The organism is Xanthomonas sp. BRIP62415 (assembly GCF_003993515.1).
Lineage (GTDB): Bacteria > Pseudomonadota > Gammaproteobacteria > Xanthomonadales > Xanthomonadaceae > Xanthomonas > Xanthomonas euroxanthea.
Genome location: NZ_QEZH01000023.1, coordinates 674,332 through 692,153, shown reverse-complemented (window position 1 = coordinate 692,153; position 17,822 = coordinate 674,332). Strand labels below are relative to the sequence as shown.

The 17,822-nt window shown below is 66.2% G+C and carries 16 protein-coding genes and 1 riboswitch; of the genes, 7 read left to right on the top strand and 9 right to left on the bottom strand.

Annotated elements, in window-relative coordinates; genetic code table 11:
* Positions 1-147: 147 nt before the first annotated feature.
* Entirely contained in the window at positions 148-1,038 is an 891-nt protein-coding gene (locus EO141_RS10800) for an Hsp33 family molecular chaperone HslO (protein ID WP_127169167.1), read from the bottom strand.
* Between the two features lie 74 nt (positions 1,039-1,112).
* On the opposite strand from EO141_RS10800, the gene mtgA reads away from it, so the two are divergent.
* Genes mtgA through EO141_RS10785 form a run of 3 tightly spaced genes read left to right on the top strand, consistent with a single transcriptional unit; the run spans position 1,113 to position 3,290 of the window.
* Positions 1,113-1,853: a monofunctional biosynthetic peptidoglycan transglycosylase gene (gene mtgA, locus EO141_RS10795; RefSeq protein WP_119127739.1), complete on the top strand. Its 741-nt coding sequence runs from the start codon at positions 1,113-1,115 to the stop codon at positions 1,851-1,853.
* A 2-nt stretch (positions 1,854-1,855) separates the two neighbouring features.
* On the top strand, positions 1,856-2,902 hold the full coding sequence (locus EO141_RS10790; protein ID WP_127169230.1) for a glycosyltransferase family 2 protein: 1,047 nt from the start codon (positions 1,856-1,858) through the stop codon (positions 2,900-2,902).
* On the top strand, positions 2,862-3,290 hold the full coding sequence (locus EO141_RS10785) for a CBS domain-containing protein (RefSeq protein ID WP_119127742.1): 429 nt from the start codon (positions 2,862-2,864) through the stop codon (positions 3,288-3,290). The genes EO141_RS10790 and EO141_RS10785 overlap by 41 nt, the downstream gene beginning before the upstream one ends.
* A gap of 641 nt (positions 3,291-3,931) precedes the next feature.
* On the opposite strand, the gene EO141_RS10775 is transcribed toward EO141_RS10785, so the two are convergent.
* The 4 genes from EO141_RS10775 to EO141_RS10760 form a co-directional block, all read right to left on the bottom strand.
* On the bottom strand, positions 3,932-5,887 hold the full coding sequence (locus tag EO141_RS10775; RefSeq protein WP_127169166.1) for an AsmA family protein: 1,956 nt from the start codon (positions 5,885-5,887) through the stop codon (positions 3,932-3,934).
* A 58-nt stretch (positions 5,888-5,945) separates the two neighbouring features.
* The gene (locus EO141_RS10770) at positions 5,946-6,590 is read right to left on the bottom strand and encodes a hemolysin III family protein (RefSeq protein ID WP_104648195.1); all 645 of its coding nucleotides are present in this window, start codon (positions 6,588-6,590) and stop codon (positions 5,946-5,948) included.
* A 75-nt stretch (positions 6,591-6,665) separates the two neighbouring features.
* Positions 6,666-8,270, bottom strand: a complete 1,605-nt coding sequence (locus EO141_RS10765; RefSeq protein WP_104583001.1) for a peptide chain release factor 3 — start codon at positions 8,268-8,270, stop codon at positions 6,666-6,668.
* Positions 8,271-8,406: 136 nt separating this feature from the next.
* On the bottom strand, positions 8,407-9,327 hold the full coding sequence (locus EO141_RS10760; protein WP_127169165.1) for a M23 family metallopeptidase: 921 nt from the start codon (positions 9,325-9,327) through the stop codon (positions 8,407-8,409).
* Positions 9,328-9,455: 128 nt separating this feature from the next.
* Positions 9,456-9,576, top strand: a riboswitch (SAM riboswitch).
* Positions 9,577-9,647: 71 nt separating this feature from the next.
* Here EO141_RS10760 and EO141_RS10755 point away from each other — a divergent pair.
* From EO141_RS10755 to EO141_RS10745, 3 genes are read left to right on the top strand one after another with little or no spacing between them, the layout of a single operon-like run.
* Positions 9,648-10,679 carry a homoserine O-succinyltransferase gene (locus tag EO141_RS10755; RefSeq protein WP_127169164.1) on the top strand — a complete coding sequence of 344 codons (1,032 nt, stop codon included), beginning with the start codon at positions 9,648-9,650 and terminating at the stop codon, positions 10,677-10,679.
* The gene (locus EO141_RS10750) at positions 10,676-11,893 is read left to right on the top strand and encodes an O-succinylhomoserine (thiol)-lyase (protein ID WP_127169163.1); all 1,218 of its coding nucleotides are present in this window, start codon (positions 10,676-10,678) and stop codon (positions 11,891-11,893) included. The genes EO141_RS10755 and EO141_RS10750 overlap by 4 nt, the downstream gene beginning before the upstream one ends.
* A complete protein-coding gene (locus EO141_RS10745) occupies positions 11,890-12,978 on the top strand; it encodes a homoserine dehydrogenase (RefSeq protein WP_164739158.1) in 1,089 nt (362 codons plus the stop codon). The genes EO141_RS10750 and EO141_RS10745 overlap by 4 nt, the downstream gene beginning before the upstream one ends.
* Positions 12,979-13,179: 201 nt before the next feature.
* Here the strand turns inward: EO141_RS10745 and EO141_RS10740 are convergent, their stop codons facing one another.
* Positions 13,180-14,175, bottom strand: coding sequence for an alpha/beta hydrolase (locus EO141_RS10740; protein WP_127169162.1), 996 nt, complete (start codon positions 14,173-14,175; stop codon positions 13,180-13,182).
* 113 nt (positions 14,176-14,288) lie between these two features.
* Complete coding sequence (locus tag EO141_RS10735; protein WP_127169161.1) at positions 14,289-15,671, bottom strand: L-serine ammonia-lyase; 1,383 nt, start codon at positions 15,669-15,671, stop codon at positions 14,289-14,291.
* A gap of 85 nt (positions 15,672-15,756) precedes the next feature.
* Here EO141_RS10735 and EO141_RS10730 point away from each other — a divergent pair, with 85 nt between their 5' ends.
* A complete protein-coding gene (locus EO141_RS10730; protein ID WP_126945002.1) occupies positions 15,757-15,990 on the top strand; it encodes a glutaredoxin family protein in 234 nt (77 codons plus the stop codon).
* A gap of 686 nt (positions 15,991-16,676) precedes the next feature.
* Here the strand turns inward: EO141_RS10730 and EO141_RS10720 are convergent.
* Both EO141_RS10720 and EO141_RS10715 read right to left on the bottom strand, forming a co-directional pair.
* On the bottom strand, positions 16,677-17,246 hold the full coding sequence (locus EO141_RS10720; protein ID WP_119127754.1) for a YceI family protein: 570 nt from the start codon (positions 17,244-17,246) through the stop codon (positions 16,677-16,679).
* A gap of 11 nt (positions 17,247-17,257) precedes the next feature.
* The gene (locus EO141_RS10715; protein ID WP_126946414.1) at positions 17,258-17,821 is read right to left on the bottom strand and encodes a cytochrome b; all 564 of its coding nucleotides are present in this window, start codon (positions 17,819-17,821) and stop codon (positions 17,258-17,260) included.
* Position 17,822 lies beyond the last annotated feature (1 nt).

Genomic DNA, 17,822 nt, shown 5'->3' with positions numbered 1-17,822 from the left:
CGAGCGGAAGGCGAAGAAGGTGTCGCATACCAGAGTTCAGACCCAGGGGCGGTTGTTAAGTTCCCGAGAGCGGGCAATCAGAATGCTAGGGCGTTTATGATTATTTAACAAGTAGCCGCGTTCCCCGGAATGCAGCACCAACGCTATCTATTGCAACCTTTCCGGCGCGTCCAATGACGGCTGCGCCTCGCTGAAAAGTACGTCCAGCGCGGTCAACGGAAAGTGATACTCACGCCCGCAGAACTCGCAGCGGACCTCGACCTCGCCAGTCGCCTCGGCAGCGGCACGCGCCTCGTCTTCGCCGAGGGACTGCAGCATCGAGGCGACCCGCTCGCGCGAACAGGAGCAGCCGAAGCTGAGCGGCTTGCTGCCCAGCAACTGGGTGTCTTCCTCGTGGAACAACCGGTGCAGCAGGTCCTCGCTGGCGACCGAGAGCAGTTCCGGTGCGCCCAGGGTGTCGAACAGGGCGCCGATGCGGGTCCAGCCATCGTTGTCGCCTTCGTCGCCAGGCAACTTTTGCAGCAACAGGCCGGCGGCCTGGTCCGGGCCTGCGGCCAGCAGCAGCCGGGTCGGCAGCTGCTCGGACTGATGGAAATAGGTTTCGAAGGCTTCGGCCAGGTCCGGCGCCTGCATGCCGACCAGGCTCTGGTAGCGCTGTGGTTCACGCGGGTCCAGGCCGGGGTTCTCGATGGTGATCGCCAGCAGCGCGGCCTCGCCCAGTTCGCGCAGGTCCGCGGGCGCATCGGCACCGTCGGCCAGCTGCACGATGCCGCGCAAGGTGCCGGCTGCAGTGCATTCGGCGAACAGGGTGCGCAGGCTCTGGTTGCCGCGCAGTTGCACCGACAGGCGCCCGTCGACCTTGGTGTGTCCGGTGAACAAGGCTGAGGCCACCGCTGCTTCGCCGAGCAACTGGCGGGCGGCGGGCGGGTAGTTGGCCGCCCCCTGGATGTCGTGCCAGGCCTGGGTCAGGCGCACATGGACGCCGCGCACGCCAGCGGCAGGCAGCAGGAAACGGGAAAGCTGATCGTGATCGGTCATGGGGACATCGGACGTAAGGGACGCCGGTTGCCGGATAATGCAACGAGCATCGGAATGAAAGGTCGTAGCGAACAATGGGGACGGATGCATTGGATGGCAAGCAGGTGGCGCCAGCGCGGCGCGCGGGGCGCTGGCTGCGCTGGCTGTTGGCGGCCCCGCTGCTGTTCGCTGCCGCGAGCGTGCTGCAGGTGCTGGTGCTGCGGGTGATCGATCCGCCGGTCAGCAGCATGATGGTGGGGCGCTATCTGGAAGCCTGGGGCGAGGGCGACTGGCGTTTTTCGCTGCACCAGCAATGGCGCGACTACGACAGGATCGCCGCCAGCCTGCCGATTTCGGTGGTGGCTGCGGAGGATCAGCAGTTTCCGCTGCATCACGGCTTCGATCTGCAGGCGATCGAAAAGGCGCGCGACCACAATGCGCGCGGCGGACGCGTGCGCGGGGCCAGCACGATCAGCCAGCAGGTCGCCAAGAACGTGTTCCTGTGGCAGGGCCGCAGTTGGCTGCGCAAGGGCCTGGAGGCCTGGTACACGGTGCTGATCGAGTTGTTGTGGCCGAAGCAGCGCATTCTGGAGATGTATCTCAACGTGGCCGAGTTCGGCGACGGGGTGTACGGCGCGCAGGCCGCTGCCCGGCAGTTCTGGGGCAAGGATGCGGCGGGGCTGTCGCCGGGCGAATCGGCGCGTCTGGCAGCGGTCCTGCCTTCGCCACGCCGCTATGACGCACGTCGTCCCGGCGCCTATGTGCAACGGCGGACGGCGTGGATCCAGCGGCAGGCGCGCCAGCTGGGCGGCCCCGCGTATCTGCAGGCACCATGAGCATGCAGACGTCCGGCCCCGCCCAGCTGCCGTTGGCAGCAGACCGCCTGACGGTGGTGATTGCGGCCTATAACGAGGAGACCAGCATTCCGCAGCTGCATCCGCGCCTGTGCGCGGTGCTGGCGGGCTTGCATGGCGTGCAGACGCATGTGCTGTATGTCGATGATGGCAGCAGCGACGGCACCTGGAGCGTGTTGCAGGCGCTTGCCGATGCCGACCCGCAGGTGAGCGCGGTGCGGCTGTCGCGTAATTTCGGCAAGGAAGTGGCCATTTCTGCCGGCCTGGACCATGTGTTGCCCGGTGCGGTGGTGCTGCTCGATGCCGATGGACAGGACCCGCCGGAGCTGATTCCCGAATTCGTCGCGCTGTGGCGCGCCGGTTACGACAACATCTTCGGCACGCGGATTTTTCGCGAGGGCGAGAGCTGGTTGAAGCGCAGCGCGGCGCATGCGTTCTATCGGGTGATCCGGCAGTTGTCGCGCACGCCGATTCCCGCCGATACCGGGGATTTCAGACTGCTGTCGCCGCGGGTGGTGGAGGCCTTGCAGCAGCTGCGCGAGCGCCACCGTTTCATGAAGGGGCTGTTTGGCTGGGTCGGGTTTCGCCAGGTGGCGCTGCCGTATCGGCGTGCGCCGCGGCTGTCGGGGCGCAGCAAGTTCACGGTGTGGCGGCTGTGGAACTTCGCGCTGGATGGCATCACCAGTTTTTCCACCGTGCCACTGCGCGCGGCGACCTATCTGGGCTTGCTTACCGCGCTGGTGGCATTCCTGTTTGGCGGCTGGGTGGTGATCAAGGCGGCGCTGATGGGCGACCCGGTGGCCGGCTGGCCGACCATGATGTCGGTGATCCTGTTCCTTGGCGGCATCCAGCTGATTGCCCTGGGCCTGATCGGCGAATACCTGGGCCGGTTGTATGACGAGGCCAAGCAGCGTCCGCTGTACCTGGTCGATACCCACCGCGGCGTGGTGGGAGTAGTCTGCGACCACCAGACCAAGCGCGGAGCGGGCCATGCAGACCGTACGACAGCTATTGGGGACCAAACAGGTTGAGGTATTCGCCGTGGCGGCAGACGCTGCAGTGATCGAGGCGATCCGGATGATGGCCGAGAAAGGCATCGGCGCGGTATTGGTGATGGACGGACCACGGCTGGTCGGCATCGTGTCCGAGCGCGATTACGCGCGCAAGGTGGTGTTGCGCGACCGCGCTTCATCGACCACCAGCGTTGCCGAGATCATGAGCACCCAGGTGGTGACGGTGTCGCCGTCGGACACGGTGGAGCGCTGCATGCAGTTGATGACCGACGGACGCTTTCGGCATCTGCCGGTGCTGGACGGGGGGCGCGTGCAGGGCGTGATTTCCATCGGCGATCTGGTCAAGGCGGTGATTGAGCGCCAGCAGCACGATATCGATCAATTGCAGCGTTACATCGCCAGCTAGAGCCGTGCCGGCTGGGTTCCCCTGCGTCTTGCCTTGAACGGCGCTTCTGCCCGGGCTGGCTTGATGAGTGTGGCGGGCAGAGAGATGAGTGTCAGGGGGTTTGATCTGCAGCCTATTGCAGGGCCCTTGCCCGCCCATCATCGCAGGACACGCCGCAAGTACGTCCTTGTAGGCTCTTACGCGGCATCCATGCCGCGTAAGGTCCCGCGACGGTGGGCGGGCAAGGACCTGTCGAGATATTCGGTGTGCATAGTCCAAGCAATGCACGATGCATTCGTTCGATAGCGACGCGGATCAACGTCGATCCCGTTCGTGCTATCAGAAGCTTTTTCACGTGGCCATCGACCGACTTTTTGGTGCGGTGTCTTCGCCGATTGCAGGACCGAGTAGCGGAAGGGATGCCGCCACCGAGCTTCCAGGGACGAATTCACGGCGCGTCCTGCGAGCGGTGAGGTGCCGCGCACGACTCACCGAGGTTTGCCTGAGCATCCTGACTGCAAGAACCGATGACGCTGTTCGCCATCGCTGCGTGTGCCTGTTGAGAAGTGCACCCGTCAAAGAAAATGCATACGCTCAACACGTAGCCACCATCGCTGCAGCGTTTGGCAGATTTGCTGGTCGCCCAAGGTCTTGCCGCGAGCTTACTTCGCGAACTTGCCACCGCAGTCGCTGTCCTTGCCCGGACCCGGTTCGAAGGTCGCGAGCAAGGCGGCGGGCGGGGCGATCATGCCCAGGCCGACTGCAAGTGCGCCACGCAGGCCCAACGCCTTGAAGTCGGGACGGAAGGTCGGGTCCTTGAAGCTGCCGCTGATCCGCAACGGCGAGCGCAGACTCAGGATGCTGCGGTCTTTCGGGCGCGGGCGCAGCAGCAGGTCCAGCGTCTCGTCCTTCAAGCTGATGCTGCCTTCGCCAACGATGATGGTGTCGGTGCTGTCGAAGGCCAGCGCACGCGATTGCATCAGGCCGTCCTGCACCCCGAAGTCGCCGAAGATGCAGCGCACCGGAATCTGACGGTCCTTGGTAACCAGATATTTCAGCGACTCGGCGATATCCAGCCCGGCCAGTTCCATGATCAGGTTGCCGACATGCCCACGGCCCATGCCGACGCCGATCGTGCCGTCGGCGGTACCGAGCATCGCGCCGATCGAGTTGCCGCGGCCACGCAGATCGAACTCGCCGCCGATGGCACCCGAGGCCTGCTTGGCAAGCGTCGTGTCGGGGAACAGCTGATCCAGCCGGATGCCGCGAAGGCCGGCCTTGAGCTGCGTGGTGATCACCTCGTTGCGCGCATCCATGCGGATGGTGGAGCGGATGTCGCCGCCCGCAACGCCGAAGTTGAGCGGATCCAGCTGCAGCAGACCGTCCTTCAAGGTCAGTGAGGCGTCCATGTCATCCAGCGGCCACGACGGCGCATTGATGCGCTGCGCGCGCCAGCGCACCTGCGCATCCATCGCACGCAGCTTGGACAGGTCATAAGGCGTGCTGGGCAGCACGCGGGCGCTGGCTGCGAGTTGTGCGGCCTGCTTTTTCTGTTCGGCGTTTGCCGACTCGTTCGCGCCGGTCTTCGGCGGTGCGCCGACAAAGCCTGCCAGGTCGTCGAAATCCAGGCGTTTGGACGCCAGATCCGCCCGCAGGAACGGACGCTTGTTGCGCAGGTCCACTTCCGCGGTACCTGACAGATCGCTATCGCCGGCGGTGCCGGTGAACTTTTCGTAGCGCCAGAGCTGGCCGTTGCGGCGCAGATGACCATCGAGCTTATACGGCGGCGTCGACGGCATGGCTACGCCGGTCAGCGGATACAGATCCTGCATGTCCTGACCGCTGAGTGCCATTTGCAGATCGAAGACCTGAAACTGGAACGGGTTGGTCAAGGTGCCGCGCACGTGCGTGCGGGTGGCGCCGGCGCTGCCGCGCAGATCGATACGGAACGGGTGCTCGCTCTGACTCAGCTCCAGCGGCGAGGCGGTGTTGCCTTTGAGCGTGAAGGGATAGCCCTTCCAGCGGCCCTTGCCATCGATGCCGATGGGCGCCGCACGCTGGTCGCTGCTCGGCGGGGCGAGGCTGTTGATTGCCACGTCCACATCCGAGCGATTGGCTGCATCGATGTATTGCAGGCGCCCGTTGTTCACCAGCAGGCGGCCAAGGCGCGGCATCGTCCCATCGCCATCGTCCTGATCAAAGACCCAGTTGCCGGGATGGGTGTCGTCGCCTGCTTCCAGCAGGACGGTCGGGTGATCCAGACGGATTTCCGGCAGACGCAGCTTGCCGCGCAGCAGCGGCCACAACTCGACATCGATCTCGGCCGAGTTGAGCTCGGCCATCGGCCCGCGCTTTGACCATGCTGCATTGGCCAGGCTAAGCCGATTGCCGCTCACCGTGGTCGTGCGTCCCAGCTTTACATCCAGATAGCCGAGGTGGAATTCGCGACCGGTCTTGGCACTGACCAGGCGCTCGACCGGGCCACGTAGCCAGTTCCACTGGAACAGCAGCACGAAGACCACCACGATGGCGGCGACGATGGCGAACCCGGCCAGCCAGCGTCGACGACGTGGCGTGGGGGAAGGAGATGCAGCTGAGGTGTCGGTCACGTTGTTCACGCGGGCCATGGTTGGCGATGGCTCGTGCACGGCGCGCGAACGCGCCGCAGATCGTGCCTCACATGACCTGCGCAATCACCGCAACGAAGTGGCAAGCGCTGCCGGCCAGCACGAACAGGTGCCAGATTGCATGGAAATAGCGCTGGGTGTCGCGCTGGTAGAAATACGTGCCCAGCGTATAGAAGAGTCCGCCGGCCAGCAGCCAGCACAGAGACCAGGTATCGACAGAGCGCAGTAAGGGCTGGATCGCCACGACGATCAGCCAGCCCATCGCCAGATACAGCACCGTCGACAACAGGCGGAAACGACCGGTGAAGAACAGTTTGAAGATCACCCCGGCGGCGGCAATCGTCCAGATTGCGGCAAACAGTGCCCAGCCCCAGGAGTCACGCAGATTGATCAGCGTGAACGGGGTATAGGTCCCGGCGATCAACAGATAGATCGCGCAGTGATCGAGCACCTGCAGGCGCGCCTTGGCGCCCGGATGCGGAATGGCATGAAACAGCGTGGAGGCGACGTACAGCAGTACCAGGGTGGCGCTGAAGACGATGGAGGTGGCCAGTTGCCAGCCATCGCCATAGATGGCTGCCAGCGTGATCAGCACCGAGCCGCCAGCCAATGCAGCAATGGCACCCAGGCCGTGGGTCACGGCGCTGGCTATCTCGTCGCGCAGGTCGGTCGAGGGGGAGGCGTCTGCGTTCATGCCAAAAAGGTACCGCAATTGCGAGCAATTCGCATCGCCGGCAGGTGCGGTTGCGCGCCTTGGTTCAAGCCGCGGTCAATCGATCGCCCTGGCATGCGCATGCTCGCGCGTGGCAGAGAAACGTACGTCCGGCGCGCGTTCCTGCGCCAGCTGCAGGTTCACCCGCGTCGGGGCGAGATAGACCAGCTGGCCGGCGGCGTCGATGCCCAGATTGCCGGCATTTTTCTCGCGGAACTCTTCCAGCTTCCTGGCGTTGTCGCAATGCACCCAACGCGCGGTGGTGACGCTCACCGGTTCGAAGATCGCGTCCACGCCGTATTCGTCCTTGAGCCGGTAGGCCACCACGTCGAACTGCAGCACACCCACTGCGCCCAGGATCAGGTCGTTGCTCATCAACGGGCGGAAGAACTGCGTGGCGCCTTCTTCGGACAGCTGCGCCAGGCCCTTTTGCAACTGCTTGAGCTTGAGCGGGTCGCGCAGGCGTGCACGCCGGAACAGTTCCGGTGCGAAGTTGGGAATGCCGGTGAACGACAGCGATTCGCCTTCGGTGAAGGTGTCGCCGATGGAGATGGTGCCGTGGTTGTGGATGCCGATGACATCGCCCGGCCAGGCTTCGGCGGCGATCTCGCGGTCGGAGGCCATGAAGGTCAGCGCATTGGCCAGCTTGACGTCCTTGCCGCTGCGCACGTGCAATGCCTTCATGCCGGCGGTGAACTTGCCCGAGCACACGCGCATGAAGGCCACGCGGTCGCGATGCTGCGGGTCCATGTTGGCCTGGATCTTGAAGACGAAGCCGCTGAGCTTGGCCTCGGTCGCCTCGACCCGGCGGCCGGTGGTGTCGCGCGCCTGCGGTGGCGGTGCGTGCTCGACGAAGAAATCCAGCAGCGGTTGCACGCCGAAGTTGTTGACGCCCGAGCCGAAGAACACCGGCGTCTGCTGGCCGGCGCGGTACGCCTGCAGGTCGAACGGATTGCTGGCGCCTTGCACCAGTTCCAGTTCGTCGCGCAGTTCGGCCAGCATCTGTGCGCCGATCTTTTCGGCCAGGCCCGGGGCATCCAGCGACGGGAAGATGGTCGAATCCTGGCGGGTGAAGTTGCGGCCCTGTTCGTACAGGTGCACCTCGCCGGTGATCAGGTGCACCACGCCCTTCAGGCGCTGGCCCATGCCGATCGGCCAGGTGACCGGGGCGCACTGGATGCCGAGCACGGTTTCGACTTCATCCAGCAGGTCGATCGGGTTCTTGCCCTCGCGATCGAGCTTGTTGATGAAGGTCATGATGGGGGTGTCGCGCAGGCGGCAGACTTCCATCAGCTTGATGGTGCGTTCTTCCACGCCCTTGGCGACGTCGATGACCATCAGCGCAGAGTCCACGGCGGTCAGCACCCGGTAGGTGTCCTCGCCGAAGTCGGCGTGGCCGGGTGTGTCGAGCAGATTGACGATCTTGCCCTCGTACGGGAACTGCATCACCGAGGAGGTGACCGAGATGCCGCGCTCCTTTTCCAGCGCCATCCAGTCCGAGGTGGCGTGACGGGCGGCCTTGCGGCCCTTGACCGAGCCGGCCATCTGGATCGCACCCCCGAACAGCAGCAGCTTTTCGGTCAGCGTGGTCTTGCCCGCATCGGGGTGGGAAATGATGGCGAATGTGCGGCGGCGCGCGGCTTCGTTGGAGACGTCGGACATGGGCTGAGCGCGCCCGGTCGGACGCCTGCGGAAACTGAGGAAGCCGGTGATTATAGCGGCTTCGCCGCGGCGGGCCTCTGTGGCCCTGGCCTGGCCTTCCCGGCCGGTAGCCCGGCGCTTGCCGGGCGGCCGTCACTCACGGTGCCGGCGAGGGGAACTGCAACTCGCCCTGGGGGCCCAGCATCCGGAACGGCAACGCGATCAGGCGCAGGTCCGCATTGCGCTGGAGCGCGAAATGCAGGTGCGGGGCGGTGCTGTAGCCGGTATTGCCAGAGGCGCCCAGGCGCTCGCCGGTGCGCACTGCCTGGCCCGGGCGCACCGCCACGCCATCGGGCGCCAGATGGGCATAGATGGTCATGCTGCCGTCGGCATGTAGCACCCGCACCAGGTTGCCGCCGCTGGCGGCCTGGTCCTGCGGGCCGCCTTCGATGACATCCTGCCGCACTTCCATCACCACGCCCTCGCGCGCTGCCAGCACCGGCGTGCCCTGCGGCAGCGCGAAGTCCACCGCGTACCAGTTGGGCGCATCGGCATGGCTGAAGGCCCCGCCGAAGCCCTGGTCCACGCGTATCGGTGCATCGCGGAACGGGAGCCGGTAGCGCACCTGCTGCTGCGGGCGGGCCTGCGGATCGCCGGGCACCATATCGAGTGTGAGTCCCAGGCCGGCCAGGCTGCGCTGGTTGCTGGCCGGATACAGCCGGGCGAGCAGCCGGCGCTCGTGTGCCGCCAGTTGCACCGTCAGCGGCAATGCCGGCACGGCGCGATAGTCCTCGCTGGGCGGTGCGCTCAGCTGCACCTGTGCGGGTCCGGCCAGCGGGTTGCTGACCCAGGCCAGGTAAGCCGGAGCCTGCCACTCCAGTTGCAGTGACGGGCCGATGTCGGCCGATGCAGCCGCAGTCTGCGCAGCTGCGACCGCTGGCGAGCTCGCAGGCGTGTTCGCGGCACCGGGCCAATGCCAGCGCTGCTGCGCGTTGGCCGGCGCGATACACGCCAGGGCCGCAATGATGAAAGACCGGGCGAGGGCGGTCGGGGTGCTGCGAGACACGTGGTGGGGCACGTGGTCGGCTCAACTCAAGGGGCCTCAAGTATGCAGTCCATCACAGGCCGGAGTGGTATCGGATGAAAATATATCTTTCCATCCGCATGAAGAGATTGACATCGCAAAAAAGCGGTGGCATCTTGGCTCCACCATCGAGACCGGCGGAGGGACAGGCCCTTTGATGCCGGGGCAGCCAGCGGAGCGCGCAAGCGCCCGCGTTTGGTGCCAAATCCTGCGGGGACCACCGCGTCCGCCGAAAGATGGTTCGAATCGTGCCTTGCGCACGTCGAACGCGAGCTCCCGCGAAGCTCGATGGCCGATCCACCCCGGATATCGCCATGAGCCTCGTGAATACAGCATCGCCGTCCACACCCGATGACACCGATACATCTGCCGCCACCGATGACGGCGTGCTTGCCGTGCGCGGCGAACTGGTCATTGCCCTGCCGATGCGCCATGCCGGCATGCGCGAGCTGCGGCTGCGCTATGAACTGGTCGGCGCCGCCAATGCACCGGTGGTGTTCGTGGCCGGCGGGATTTCTGCGCATCGCCATCTGGCCGCCAGCGGCCTGTTCCCCGAGAAGGGCTGGGTGGATGGCCTGGTTGGTGCCGGCCGCGCGCTGGATCCGGCCTCGCGCCGCCTGTTGTCGTTCGATTTTCTCGGCGCCGACGGCACGCTGGATGCGCCGATCGATACTGCCGACCAGGCCGATGCGATCGCCGCGTTGCTGGATGCGCTGGGTATCGCGCGGTTGCACGGCTTCGTCGGCTACTCGTATGGCGCGCTGGTCGGCCTGCAGTTCGCCAGCCGCCATGCCGCCCGCGTCGGCACCCTGGTTGCGGTCAGTGGTGCGCATCGCGCGCATCCGTATGCCGCCGCCTGGCGCGCACTGCAACGCCGTGCGGTGGCGCTGGGCCAGCTGCAATGCGCCGAAAATCATGGGCTGGCACTGGCACGGCAGTTCGCCATGCTCAGCTACCGCACCCCGGAAGAATTCAGCGAGCGCTTCGACGCGCCGCCGGAAGTGATCAATGGCCGCGTGCGCGTGGCCGCCGAAGACTACCTGGATGCCGCCGGCGCGCAGTACGTCGCGCGTACACCGGTGACCGCCTACCTGCGGCTGTCCGAATCCATCGACCTGCACCGCATCGACCCGGCGCAGGTACGCGTGCCCACCGTCGTCGTTGCGGTGGAGGGCGACCGCCTGGTGCCGCTGGCCGACCTGGTCAGCCTGGTCGAAGGCCTGGGGCCGCGCGGCAGCCTGCGCGTATTGCGCTCGCCGTACGGCCACGACGCCTTCCTGAAAGAAATCGATCGCATCGACGCGATCCTCGCCACTGCCCTTCGCCTCACCGGAGAAACCGCATGAGCTTTCGTGACCCCGCCGACGCCCCCTGTACCGCTGCCACCGCTGCCGTCCGCGCCGGCATTGACCGCGACACTGCCTATGGCGCGGTGACGCCGCCGATCGTGCTGTCGTCGAACTTCTCCTTCGATGGCTTCGGCAACAAGCGCCAGTACGACTACACCCGCAGCGGCAACCCGACCCGCGATCTGCTCGGCGAAGCGCTGGCCGAGCTGGAAGGTGGCGCCGGCGGGGTGATCACCTCCACCGGCATGGGCGCGATCAACCTGGTGCTCAATGCGTTGCTGCAGCCGGGCGACACCCTGGTGGTGCCGCACGATGCCTACGGCGGCAGCTGGCGGCTGTTCAATGCGCTGGCCAAGAAGGGCCACTTTGCGTTGGTCACCGCCGATCTGACCGACCCGCGTTCGCTGGCCGACGCGCTGGCGCAGTCGCCCAGGCTGGTGCTGATTGAAACCCCGTCCAACCCGTTGTTGCGCATCACCGATCTGCGCTTCGTCATCGAGGCGGCAAAGAAGGTGGGCGCGCTGACCGTGGTGGACAACACCTTCCTGTCGCCGGCGCTGCAGAAGCCACTGGAGTTCGGCGCGGACCTGGTGCTGCATTCCACCACCAAGTACATCAACGGGCACAGCGATGTGGTGGGCGGTGCGGTGGTCGCGCGCAATGCCGAGCTGCACCAGCAACTGGTGTGGTGGGCCAATGCGCTGGGCCTGACCGGGTCGCCGTTCGATGCCTTCCTCACCTTGCGCGGCCTGCGCACGCTGGATGCGCGCCTGCGCGTGCACCAGGAAAACGCCGACGCGATCGCCGAGCTGCTGGACGGCCATGCGGTGGTCAATCAGGTGTATTTCCCCGGCCTGGCTGCGCATCCGGGTCATGCGCTGGCCGCGCGCCAGCAGAAGGGCTTCGGCGCGATGATGAGTTTCGAGCTCGATGGTGGCGAAGCTGCGGTGCGCGCGTTCGTCGATGGCCTGCGTTACTTCACCCTGGCCGAGTCGCTGGGCGGTGTGGAAAGCCTGATCGCGCATCCGGCCTCGATGACGCATGCGGCGATGACCGCCGAAGCACGCGCTGCCGCCGGCATTTCCGATGGCCTGCTGCGGCTGTCGATCGGGATCGAATCGGCCGAGGATCTGTTGATCGACCTGCGCGCCGGCCTGGCGCGTGCCGAAGCAACGCTGACCACCGCAAGCCGCAAACAGGTCGACGCGTGAGCACCGTGCTGCCTGTTTCGCGCCGCGCTTCGGCGGCAGCGGTGACGCCGACACCACGGCTGGCCCTGCTGGGCACCGGGACGGTGGGGCGCGCGTTCGTGGCGCGCTATACCGCGCTGCAGGAGCGCCAGCTGCAGTTGCCGCGCTTCGACTGGCTGGCCAATTCGCGGATTGCCCACGATTGCGGCACCAGCGCCGCGCAGGCCTTGCAACAGGCCAACGCCGCCCCGCGTGGCCAGGCCGTGCTGCAACCCTGGGCAGAGACCACCGCCTTGCGTGCCGGCGATCTGCTGGTGGACGCGACCGCCAGCGACGTCGTTGCCGATTGGCACGTGGAATGGCTGCTGCGTGGCGTGCACGTGGTCACTGCCAACAAGCTGGGCCAGGGCACCGCGTTGTCGCGCGCGCAGGCCTTGCACGCGGCACGTCACGCCAGTGGTGCGCACTACGGCGACAGCGCCACCGTCGGGGCGGGGCTGCCGGTGTTGAGCAGCGTGCGCGCGCTGGTGGCGGGCGGCGACCATATCCATTCGATCGAAGGCGTGTTGTCCGGGTCGCTGGCCTGGCTGTTCCATCGCTACGACGGCAATGGTGCGTTTTCCGATTGCGTGCGTGAGGCGATGGCGGCCGGCTATACCGAGCCGGATCCGCGCATCGACCTGTCGGGTGAGGACGTGCGGCGCAAGTTGCTGATCCTGGCACGCGCGGCGGGCTGGCAGCTGGAAGCCGACCAGGTGCATGTGGAATCGCTGGTGCCCGCGCGCATTGCGCGGCTGCCGCTTGACGCATTGGATGCGCAGCTGGGTGCGCTGGATGAGGTCGTCGGCGCGCGCTGGCAGCAGGCGCGCGCTGCAGGACGCTGCCTGCGCTTTGTGGGCCGCGTGGATGCGCATGGCGCCAGCGTCGGCTTGCGCGAGCTGGCGCTGGATCACCCGCTCGCCGGTGGCGCCGGTACCGATAACCGTGTCGCCATCAGCAGTGATCGCTATCGCCAGCAGCCCCTGCTGATCCAGGGGCCGGGCGCGGGCGCGGAGGTGACTGCGGCCGCGTTGCTGGATGACGTGTTGCGGATTGTGGCCGGCTAATAGGGGAAGAACGCGGACAGGCGCTGCCTCCGCCTGAGGGCAGCTGCCGGTGCGCATGCAGTCGGTGGCATCATCGGCTGCACGGCTGGTCCGCTGTCCGTTCTGTACGTTGCAAACGCATCGCAGCTGCAGCTCGCCCGTTCGCGGGCTGCAGCTTCACAGATGCGTTGGTCATGCCGATCGCTTTGCCGTCGGCACTGCTTACTGCGCGATCGCCTTCAACAACGCGGCATTGAAACGTGTCGGGTCCTGCACCTGCGGCGAGTGGCCGAGGTCGGCGAACTCAACCAGCGTCGCGTTCGGGATCGCTTCCGCTGCGCGCTTGCCCAGCTTGGTGTAATCGCCAACCCGTGCCTTGACCTCGGGCGGCGCGGTGTCCTTGCCGATCGCGGTGCGGTCCTTGAGGCCGATGAACAAGGTGGTGGGCACGGCCAGCCTGGGCAGTTCGTAGACCACCGGTTGGTTGAACACCATGTCGTAGGTCAGCGCCTGGTTCCAGGCGACCGCCTGCCTGCCGTTGCCCAGTGACATGCCGGCCTGCATGCGCGCCCAGCGTTCGAACTCGGGCTTCCATTGGCCGGCGTAATAGACCTCCATCTGATACTTCTTGATGCGTTCGAAACTGATCTTCAGTTCGTTGTCGTACCACGCATCGACGCTGCGCCACGGAATGCCTTCGGCCTTCCAGTCTTCCAGGCCGATCGGGTCGACCAATGCCAGGTGCTCGGTGGCCTGCGGATACATCAGTGCATAGCGGATGGCGAGCATGCCGCCCATTGAATGACCGACCACCACGGCACGTTCGATGCCCAGCTTCTTCAGCAGTGCCTGCGTGTTGTCGGCCAGCTGCGCGAAGGAAAACTGATAGGCGGCCGGCTTGCTGGATTTGCAGAAGCCGACCTGGTCCGGCGCGATGACGCGGTAGCCGGCCTTGCTCAGTGCGGCAATGCTCTGCTCCCAGGTGGCGGCGCAGAAGTTCTTGCCGTGCAGCAGTACGGCGGTACGCCCGTTGGGCTTGCCGGTGGGCGCGGCATCCAGGTATGCCATTTCCAGCGGCTGCTGTTGCGAGGTGAACGCGAAGGTCTTGACCGGGTAGGGGTAGTCGAAGCCCTCCAGGCGTGGGCCATAGCGGGTTTCCTGCGCCATCAGGGGGCCGCAGGCAAGGGCAAGGGCGAGAGTGCAGGCAAGCTGTCGCATCGCGATCTCCGTCGGAATCCAGCGTCAGACGGTACACGGGGAAATGTCGTGGGGACGTACAGCGTCGCTGCGCCGGGTGGACAGGCATGGCGCGGCCCAGGGCCGCGCCCGGCTCAGCATTCGATGACGTTCACCGCCAGCCCGCCGCGGCTGGTTTCCTTGTACTTGTCCTGCATGTCGCGGCCGGTGTCGCGCATGGTCTTGATGACCTTGTCCAGCGACACCTTGTGCTTGCCGTCGCCGCGCATGGCCATGCGGCTGGCGTTGATCGCCTTGACCGCGCCCATTGCGTTGCGTTCGATGCACGGGATCTGCACCAGGCCGCCGATCGGGTCGCAGGTCAGGCCCAGGTTGTGTTCCATGCCAATCTCCGCGGCATTCTCGATCTGCCCGGGATTACCGCCCAGCGCGGCGACCAGGCCACCGGCCGCCATCGAGCAGGCCACGCCAACTTCGCCCTGGCAGCCGACCTCGGCGCCGGAAATGGAGGCGTTCTCTTTGTAGAGAATGCCGATGGCCGCAGCGGTGAGCAGGAAGTCGAAGATGCGCTGCTCGGACGCGCCGGGGCAGAAACGGTCGAAGTAATGCAGCACCGCCGGGATGATGCCGGCCGCGCCGTTGGTGGGCGCGGTGACCACACGGCCACCAGCCGCGTTTTCTTCGTTGACGGCCAGGGCGTACAGGTTGACCCAGTCCAGCGTGGTCAGCGGATCGCGCATCGCCGCTTCCGGTTTGGAGGAGAGCTCGCGATACAGGGCCGGCGCGCGCCGCGAGACGTTCAGGCCGCCGGGCAGTGTGCCTTCCTGGCGGATGCCGCGCTCCACGCAGGACTGCATTGCCGCCCACAGCTCGCGCAGGCCGGCGCGAATCTCGTCCTCGCTGCGCCAGCTCTTTTCGTTTTCGAACATCAGCGCGGCGATGCTCAGGCCACTGCGCGCGCATTGCGCGAGCAGTTCGTCGCCACTGAGGAAGGGGTAGGGCAGCGGCGTTTCGTCGGCCACGATGCGGTCGTCGGCGGCATCGTCCTGGTTGACCACAAAACCGCCACCGACCGAGTAGTAATCGCGCGTGGCGATCACCGCCTCATCGGCGTCGTAGGCGGTAAAGCGCATGCCGTTGGTGTGGTACGGCAGCTTCTGCCGCTTGTTCATCGGCAGGTCGCGCTTTTCGTCGAAGGCGATGACGTGCTGGCCCATCAGGTTGATGCGCTTGCTCGCGCGGATGCGCTCCAGCGTGGTCGGGATGATGTCCGGATCGATCAGGTTGGGGCGGTGGCCCTCCAGGCCAAGCAGCACTGCCTTGTCGGTGCCATGGCCGCGGCCGGTCAGGGCCAGCGAGCCGAAGACTTCGGCGCGGATGCGCACCGTATCGGGCAGGCGGCCGGCGTCGAGCAGCCAGCGATGCACGAAGCGCTCGGCCGCGCGCATCGGCCCCACGGTGTGGGAGGAACTCGGACCGATGCCGATCTTGAACAGGTCGAACGTGCTGACAGCCATGCTTGCCGGAGAGGTGAGCGTAAAGGCGGCTATTCTAGTCGGTAGGCGATTGCGGCACGGCTGCAGCGCAGCATGAGACCTCCCGATGGCCTTGATCCTGTACCAGCGCGACGACTGCCACCTGTGCGACCAGGCCGTGGAAGTGCTGGCGCAGGCACGCGCTGGCGAGTTCAGCAGCGTCTTCATCGACGGCGATGCGGCGCTTGAGGCCGCTTATGGGGAGCGTGTGCCGGTGCTGTGCGATGCGGATGGGCGCGAGCTGGACTGGCCATTCGACAGCCGGCGGTTGCGCGAGTGGTTGGATGCCGGCACGCGATGATGCGGCGTGCGCGCACTCGGCACGCGCCAGATGTGGATTCTGAGCGGCTGAAAACGACGTCGCGCCGGTCTGGTGTGGAGCGGATGATCTGGGCCTTCGCTGCAAGTGGGCCGATCTGCTGCTTGGCTGCCGGGGCTCTGCCCGCCCACCATCGCGGGACACGCCGCAAGTACGTCCTTGTAGGCTCTTACGCGGCATCCATGCCGCGTAAGGTCCCGCGCCGGCGGGCGGACAGGACCTGTCAAGAACGTCGGTGCGCATGGTTTTCAACAGAGCCATCGGCAAAGTTTCTGGTGCGGTGTCTTCGCCGGTTGCGGGACCGTGTGGCGGCACGGATGCCGCCACCGAGGCCCAGGGACGGGTTCACGGCGTGTCCCGCGAGCGGTGAGGGCGCCGCGCCCTCGACCGATTTCGCCTGAACTTCGAGCTGTCGATGCTGTTCCGCGACCAGGCGGCCGCGGCTGAACTGGCCGGCTTCAGCGTTTGACCTCGGCTTTTGATTGCACCCAACAAGATGGGGCCAACAAACTCATTTTGTCGGCTTCCAGTTCGAGTTGTCAGCCACACCCGGGGGGATGCCGAGTCTGGCTGTCGCGCGGTGTCATCCGGCCCCAGGCATAAAAAAACGGCGGACCCGACGAGGTAGTCCGCCGTTCAATGGCCGCGTCCGGTTGCGGCCGGTGGCGTTACTTCGCCTTGAACACGACCTTGGTGCTGATCGCGGTTTCATTGGGGATGGTCTTGGTGTCGGCCCAGTCGCCGCCGCCGACGCCGAAGTCCAGGCGCTTGACCGTCGCCTTGCCGGCCAGCACCGGCTGCGCGCCCGGGGTCCAGGTGAAGGTCAGCGTGACCGGCTTGCTGACGCCGCGCAGCTCCAGAGTGCCGTCGGCAGCGTACTGGTTGCCGCCCAGTGCGCGGAATTTGTCGGCGCGGTAGCGTGCGGTGGCGAACTTGGCGACGTTGAAGAAATCCGGGCCCTGCAGGGTCGAATCACGGTCGTTGTTGCCGCTGACGGCGCTGGCCAGCGGGATGCGCACATCGAGCTTGGCGCCGGCCAGGTTGGCCGGGTCGAAATGCAGCGTGGTGTCGAAACCGGGGAACTTGCCGGTGAAGACTTCGCCGTCGTACTTGCTGGCAAACACCAGCGACGAGCCGGGCGCCTGCACGTAGTCGGCAGCGAGGACCGGGGCGGCGGCGAACGTGGCCACCAGGGAGGCGGCGACCAGCAGGGGAGAGGCGAACAACCTGGACGACATTGGGGAATCCTTTAAGGTTTGGAAGAGAGCCAACCGCGCGGCAGCATCCGCACCAGGGTGGCGTCACGCTGGAACAGGTGGTGGTAGAGCGCTGCGCCGGCATGCGCCAGCACCACGGCAATCAACAACCAGAAGCCCCACTCGTGGATGAAGTGCGCAATCGCGCGCAATTGTTCGTCCGGCGGGCTGAGCTTGGGGACGGCAAACAGGCCGAACCAGCGGAACGGGCGCAGGCCGCTGGTGGAGTCGTACAACCAGCCCGACAGCGGCATTGCGAAGATCATCGCGTACAGCAGCCAGTGCGTCAGCCCGGCGATGCGTTCCTGCCAGCGCGGGGTGCCGGCCACCGGCGGCGGCGCGCCCGCGTAGACGCGCCAGCCCAGCCGGACGACCACCAGTGCCAGCACGGTCAGGCCCACCGATTTGTGCGCGGTGTAGACCCAGAAGTATTTCGGCGTCTTGGGCAATTCGCCCATGGTCAGGCCGACGATGCCCAGCACCAGGATCAGCAGTGCGATCAGCCAGTGCAGGGTCTGGCTGACACCGCCCCAGCGTTCGACGTTCTTCAGGGTCATG

What these genes read in the sequence shown, in the direction of transcription:
- EO141_RS10750 (WP_127169163.1), top strand. Translation starts at nt 10,676, where the DNA reads ATGAGCTTTCGTGACCCCGCCGACGCCCCCTGTACCGCTGCCACCGCT.
- mtgA (WP_119127739.1), top strand. Translation starts at nt 1,113, where the DNA reads ATGGGGACGGATGCATTGGATGGCAAGCAGGTGGCGCCAGCGCGGCGC.
- EO141_RS10735 (WP_127169161.1), bottom strand. Translation starts at nt 15,671, where the DNA reads ATGGCTGTCAGCACGTTCGACCTGTTCAAGATCGGCATCGGTCCGAGT.
- EO141_RS10730 (WP_126945002.1), top strand. Translation starts at nt 15,757, where the DNA reads ATGGCCTTGATCCTGTACCAGCGCGACGACTGCCACCTGTGCGACCAG.
- EO141_RS10715 (WP_126946414.1), bottom strand. Translation starts at nt 17,821, where the DNA reads ATGACCCTGAAGAACGTCGAACGCTGGGGCGGTGTCAGCCAGACCCTG.
- EO141_RS10755 (WP_127169164.1), top strand. Translation starts at nt 9,648, where the DNA reads ATGAGCCTCGTGAATACAGCATCGCCGTCCACACCCGATGACACCGAT.
- EO141_RS10770 (WP_104648195.1), bottom strand. Translation starts at nt 6,590, where the DNA reads ATGAACGCAGACGCCTCCCCCTCGACCGACCTGCGCGACGAGATAGCC.
- EO141_RS10720 (WP_119127754.1), bottom strand. Translation starts at nt 17,246, where the DNA reads ATGTCGTCCAGGTTGTTCGCCTCTCCCCTGCTGGTCGCCGCCTCCCTG.
- EO141_RS10800 (WP_127169167.1), bottom strand. Translation starts at nt 1,038, where the DNA reads ATGACCGATCACGATCAGCTTTCCCGTTTCCTGCTGCCTGCCGCTGGC.
- EO141_RS10790 (WP_127169230.1), top strand. Translation starts at nt 1,856, where the DNA reads ATGCAGACGTCCGGCCCCGCCCAGCTGCCGTTGGCAGCAGACCGCCTG.
- EO141_RS10740 (WP_127169162.1), bottom strand. Translation starts at nt 14,175, where the DNA reads ATGCGACAGCTTGCCTGCACTCTCGCCCTTGCCCTTGCCTGCGGCCCC.
- EO141_RS10765 (WP_104583001.1), bottom strand. Translation starts at nt 8,270, where the DNA reads ATGTCCGACGTCTCCAACGAAGCCGCGCGCCGCCGCACATTCGCCATC.
- EO141_RS10785 (WP_119127742.1), top strand. Translation starts at nt 2,862, where the DNA reads ATGCAGACCGTACGACAGCTATTGGGGACCAAACAGGTTGAGGTATTC.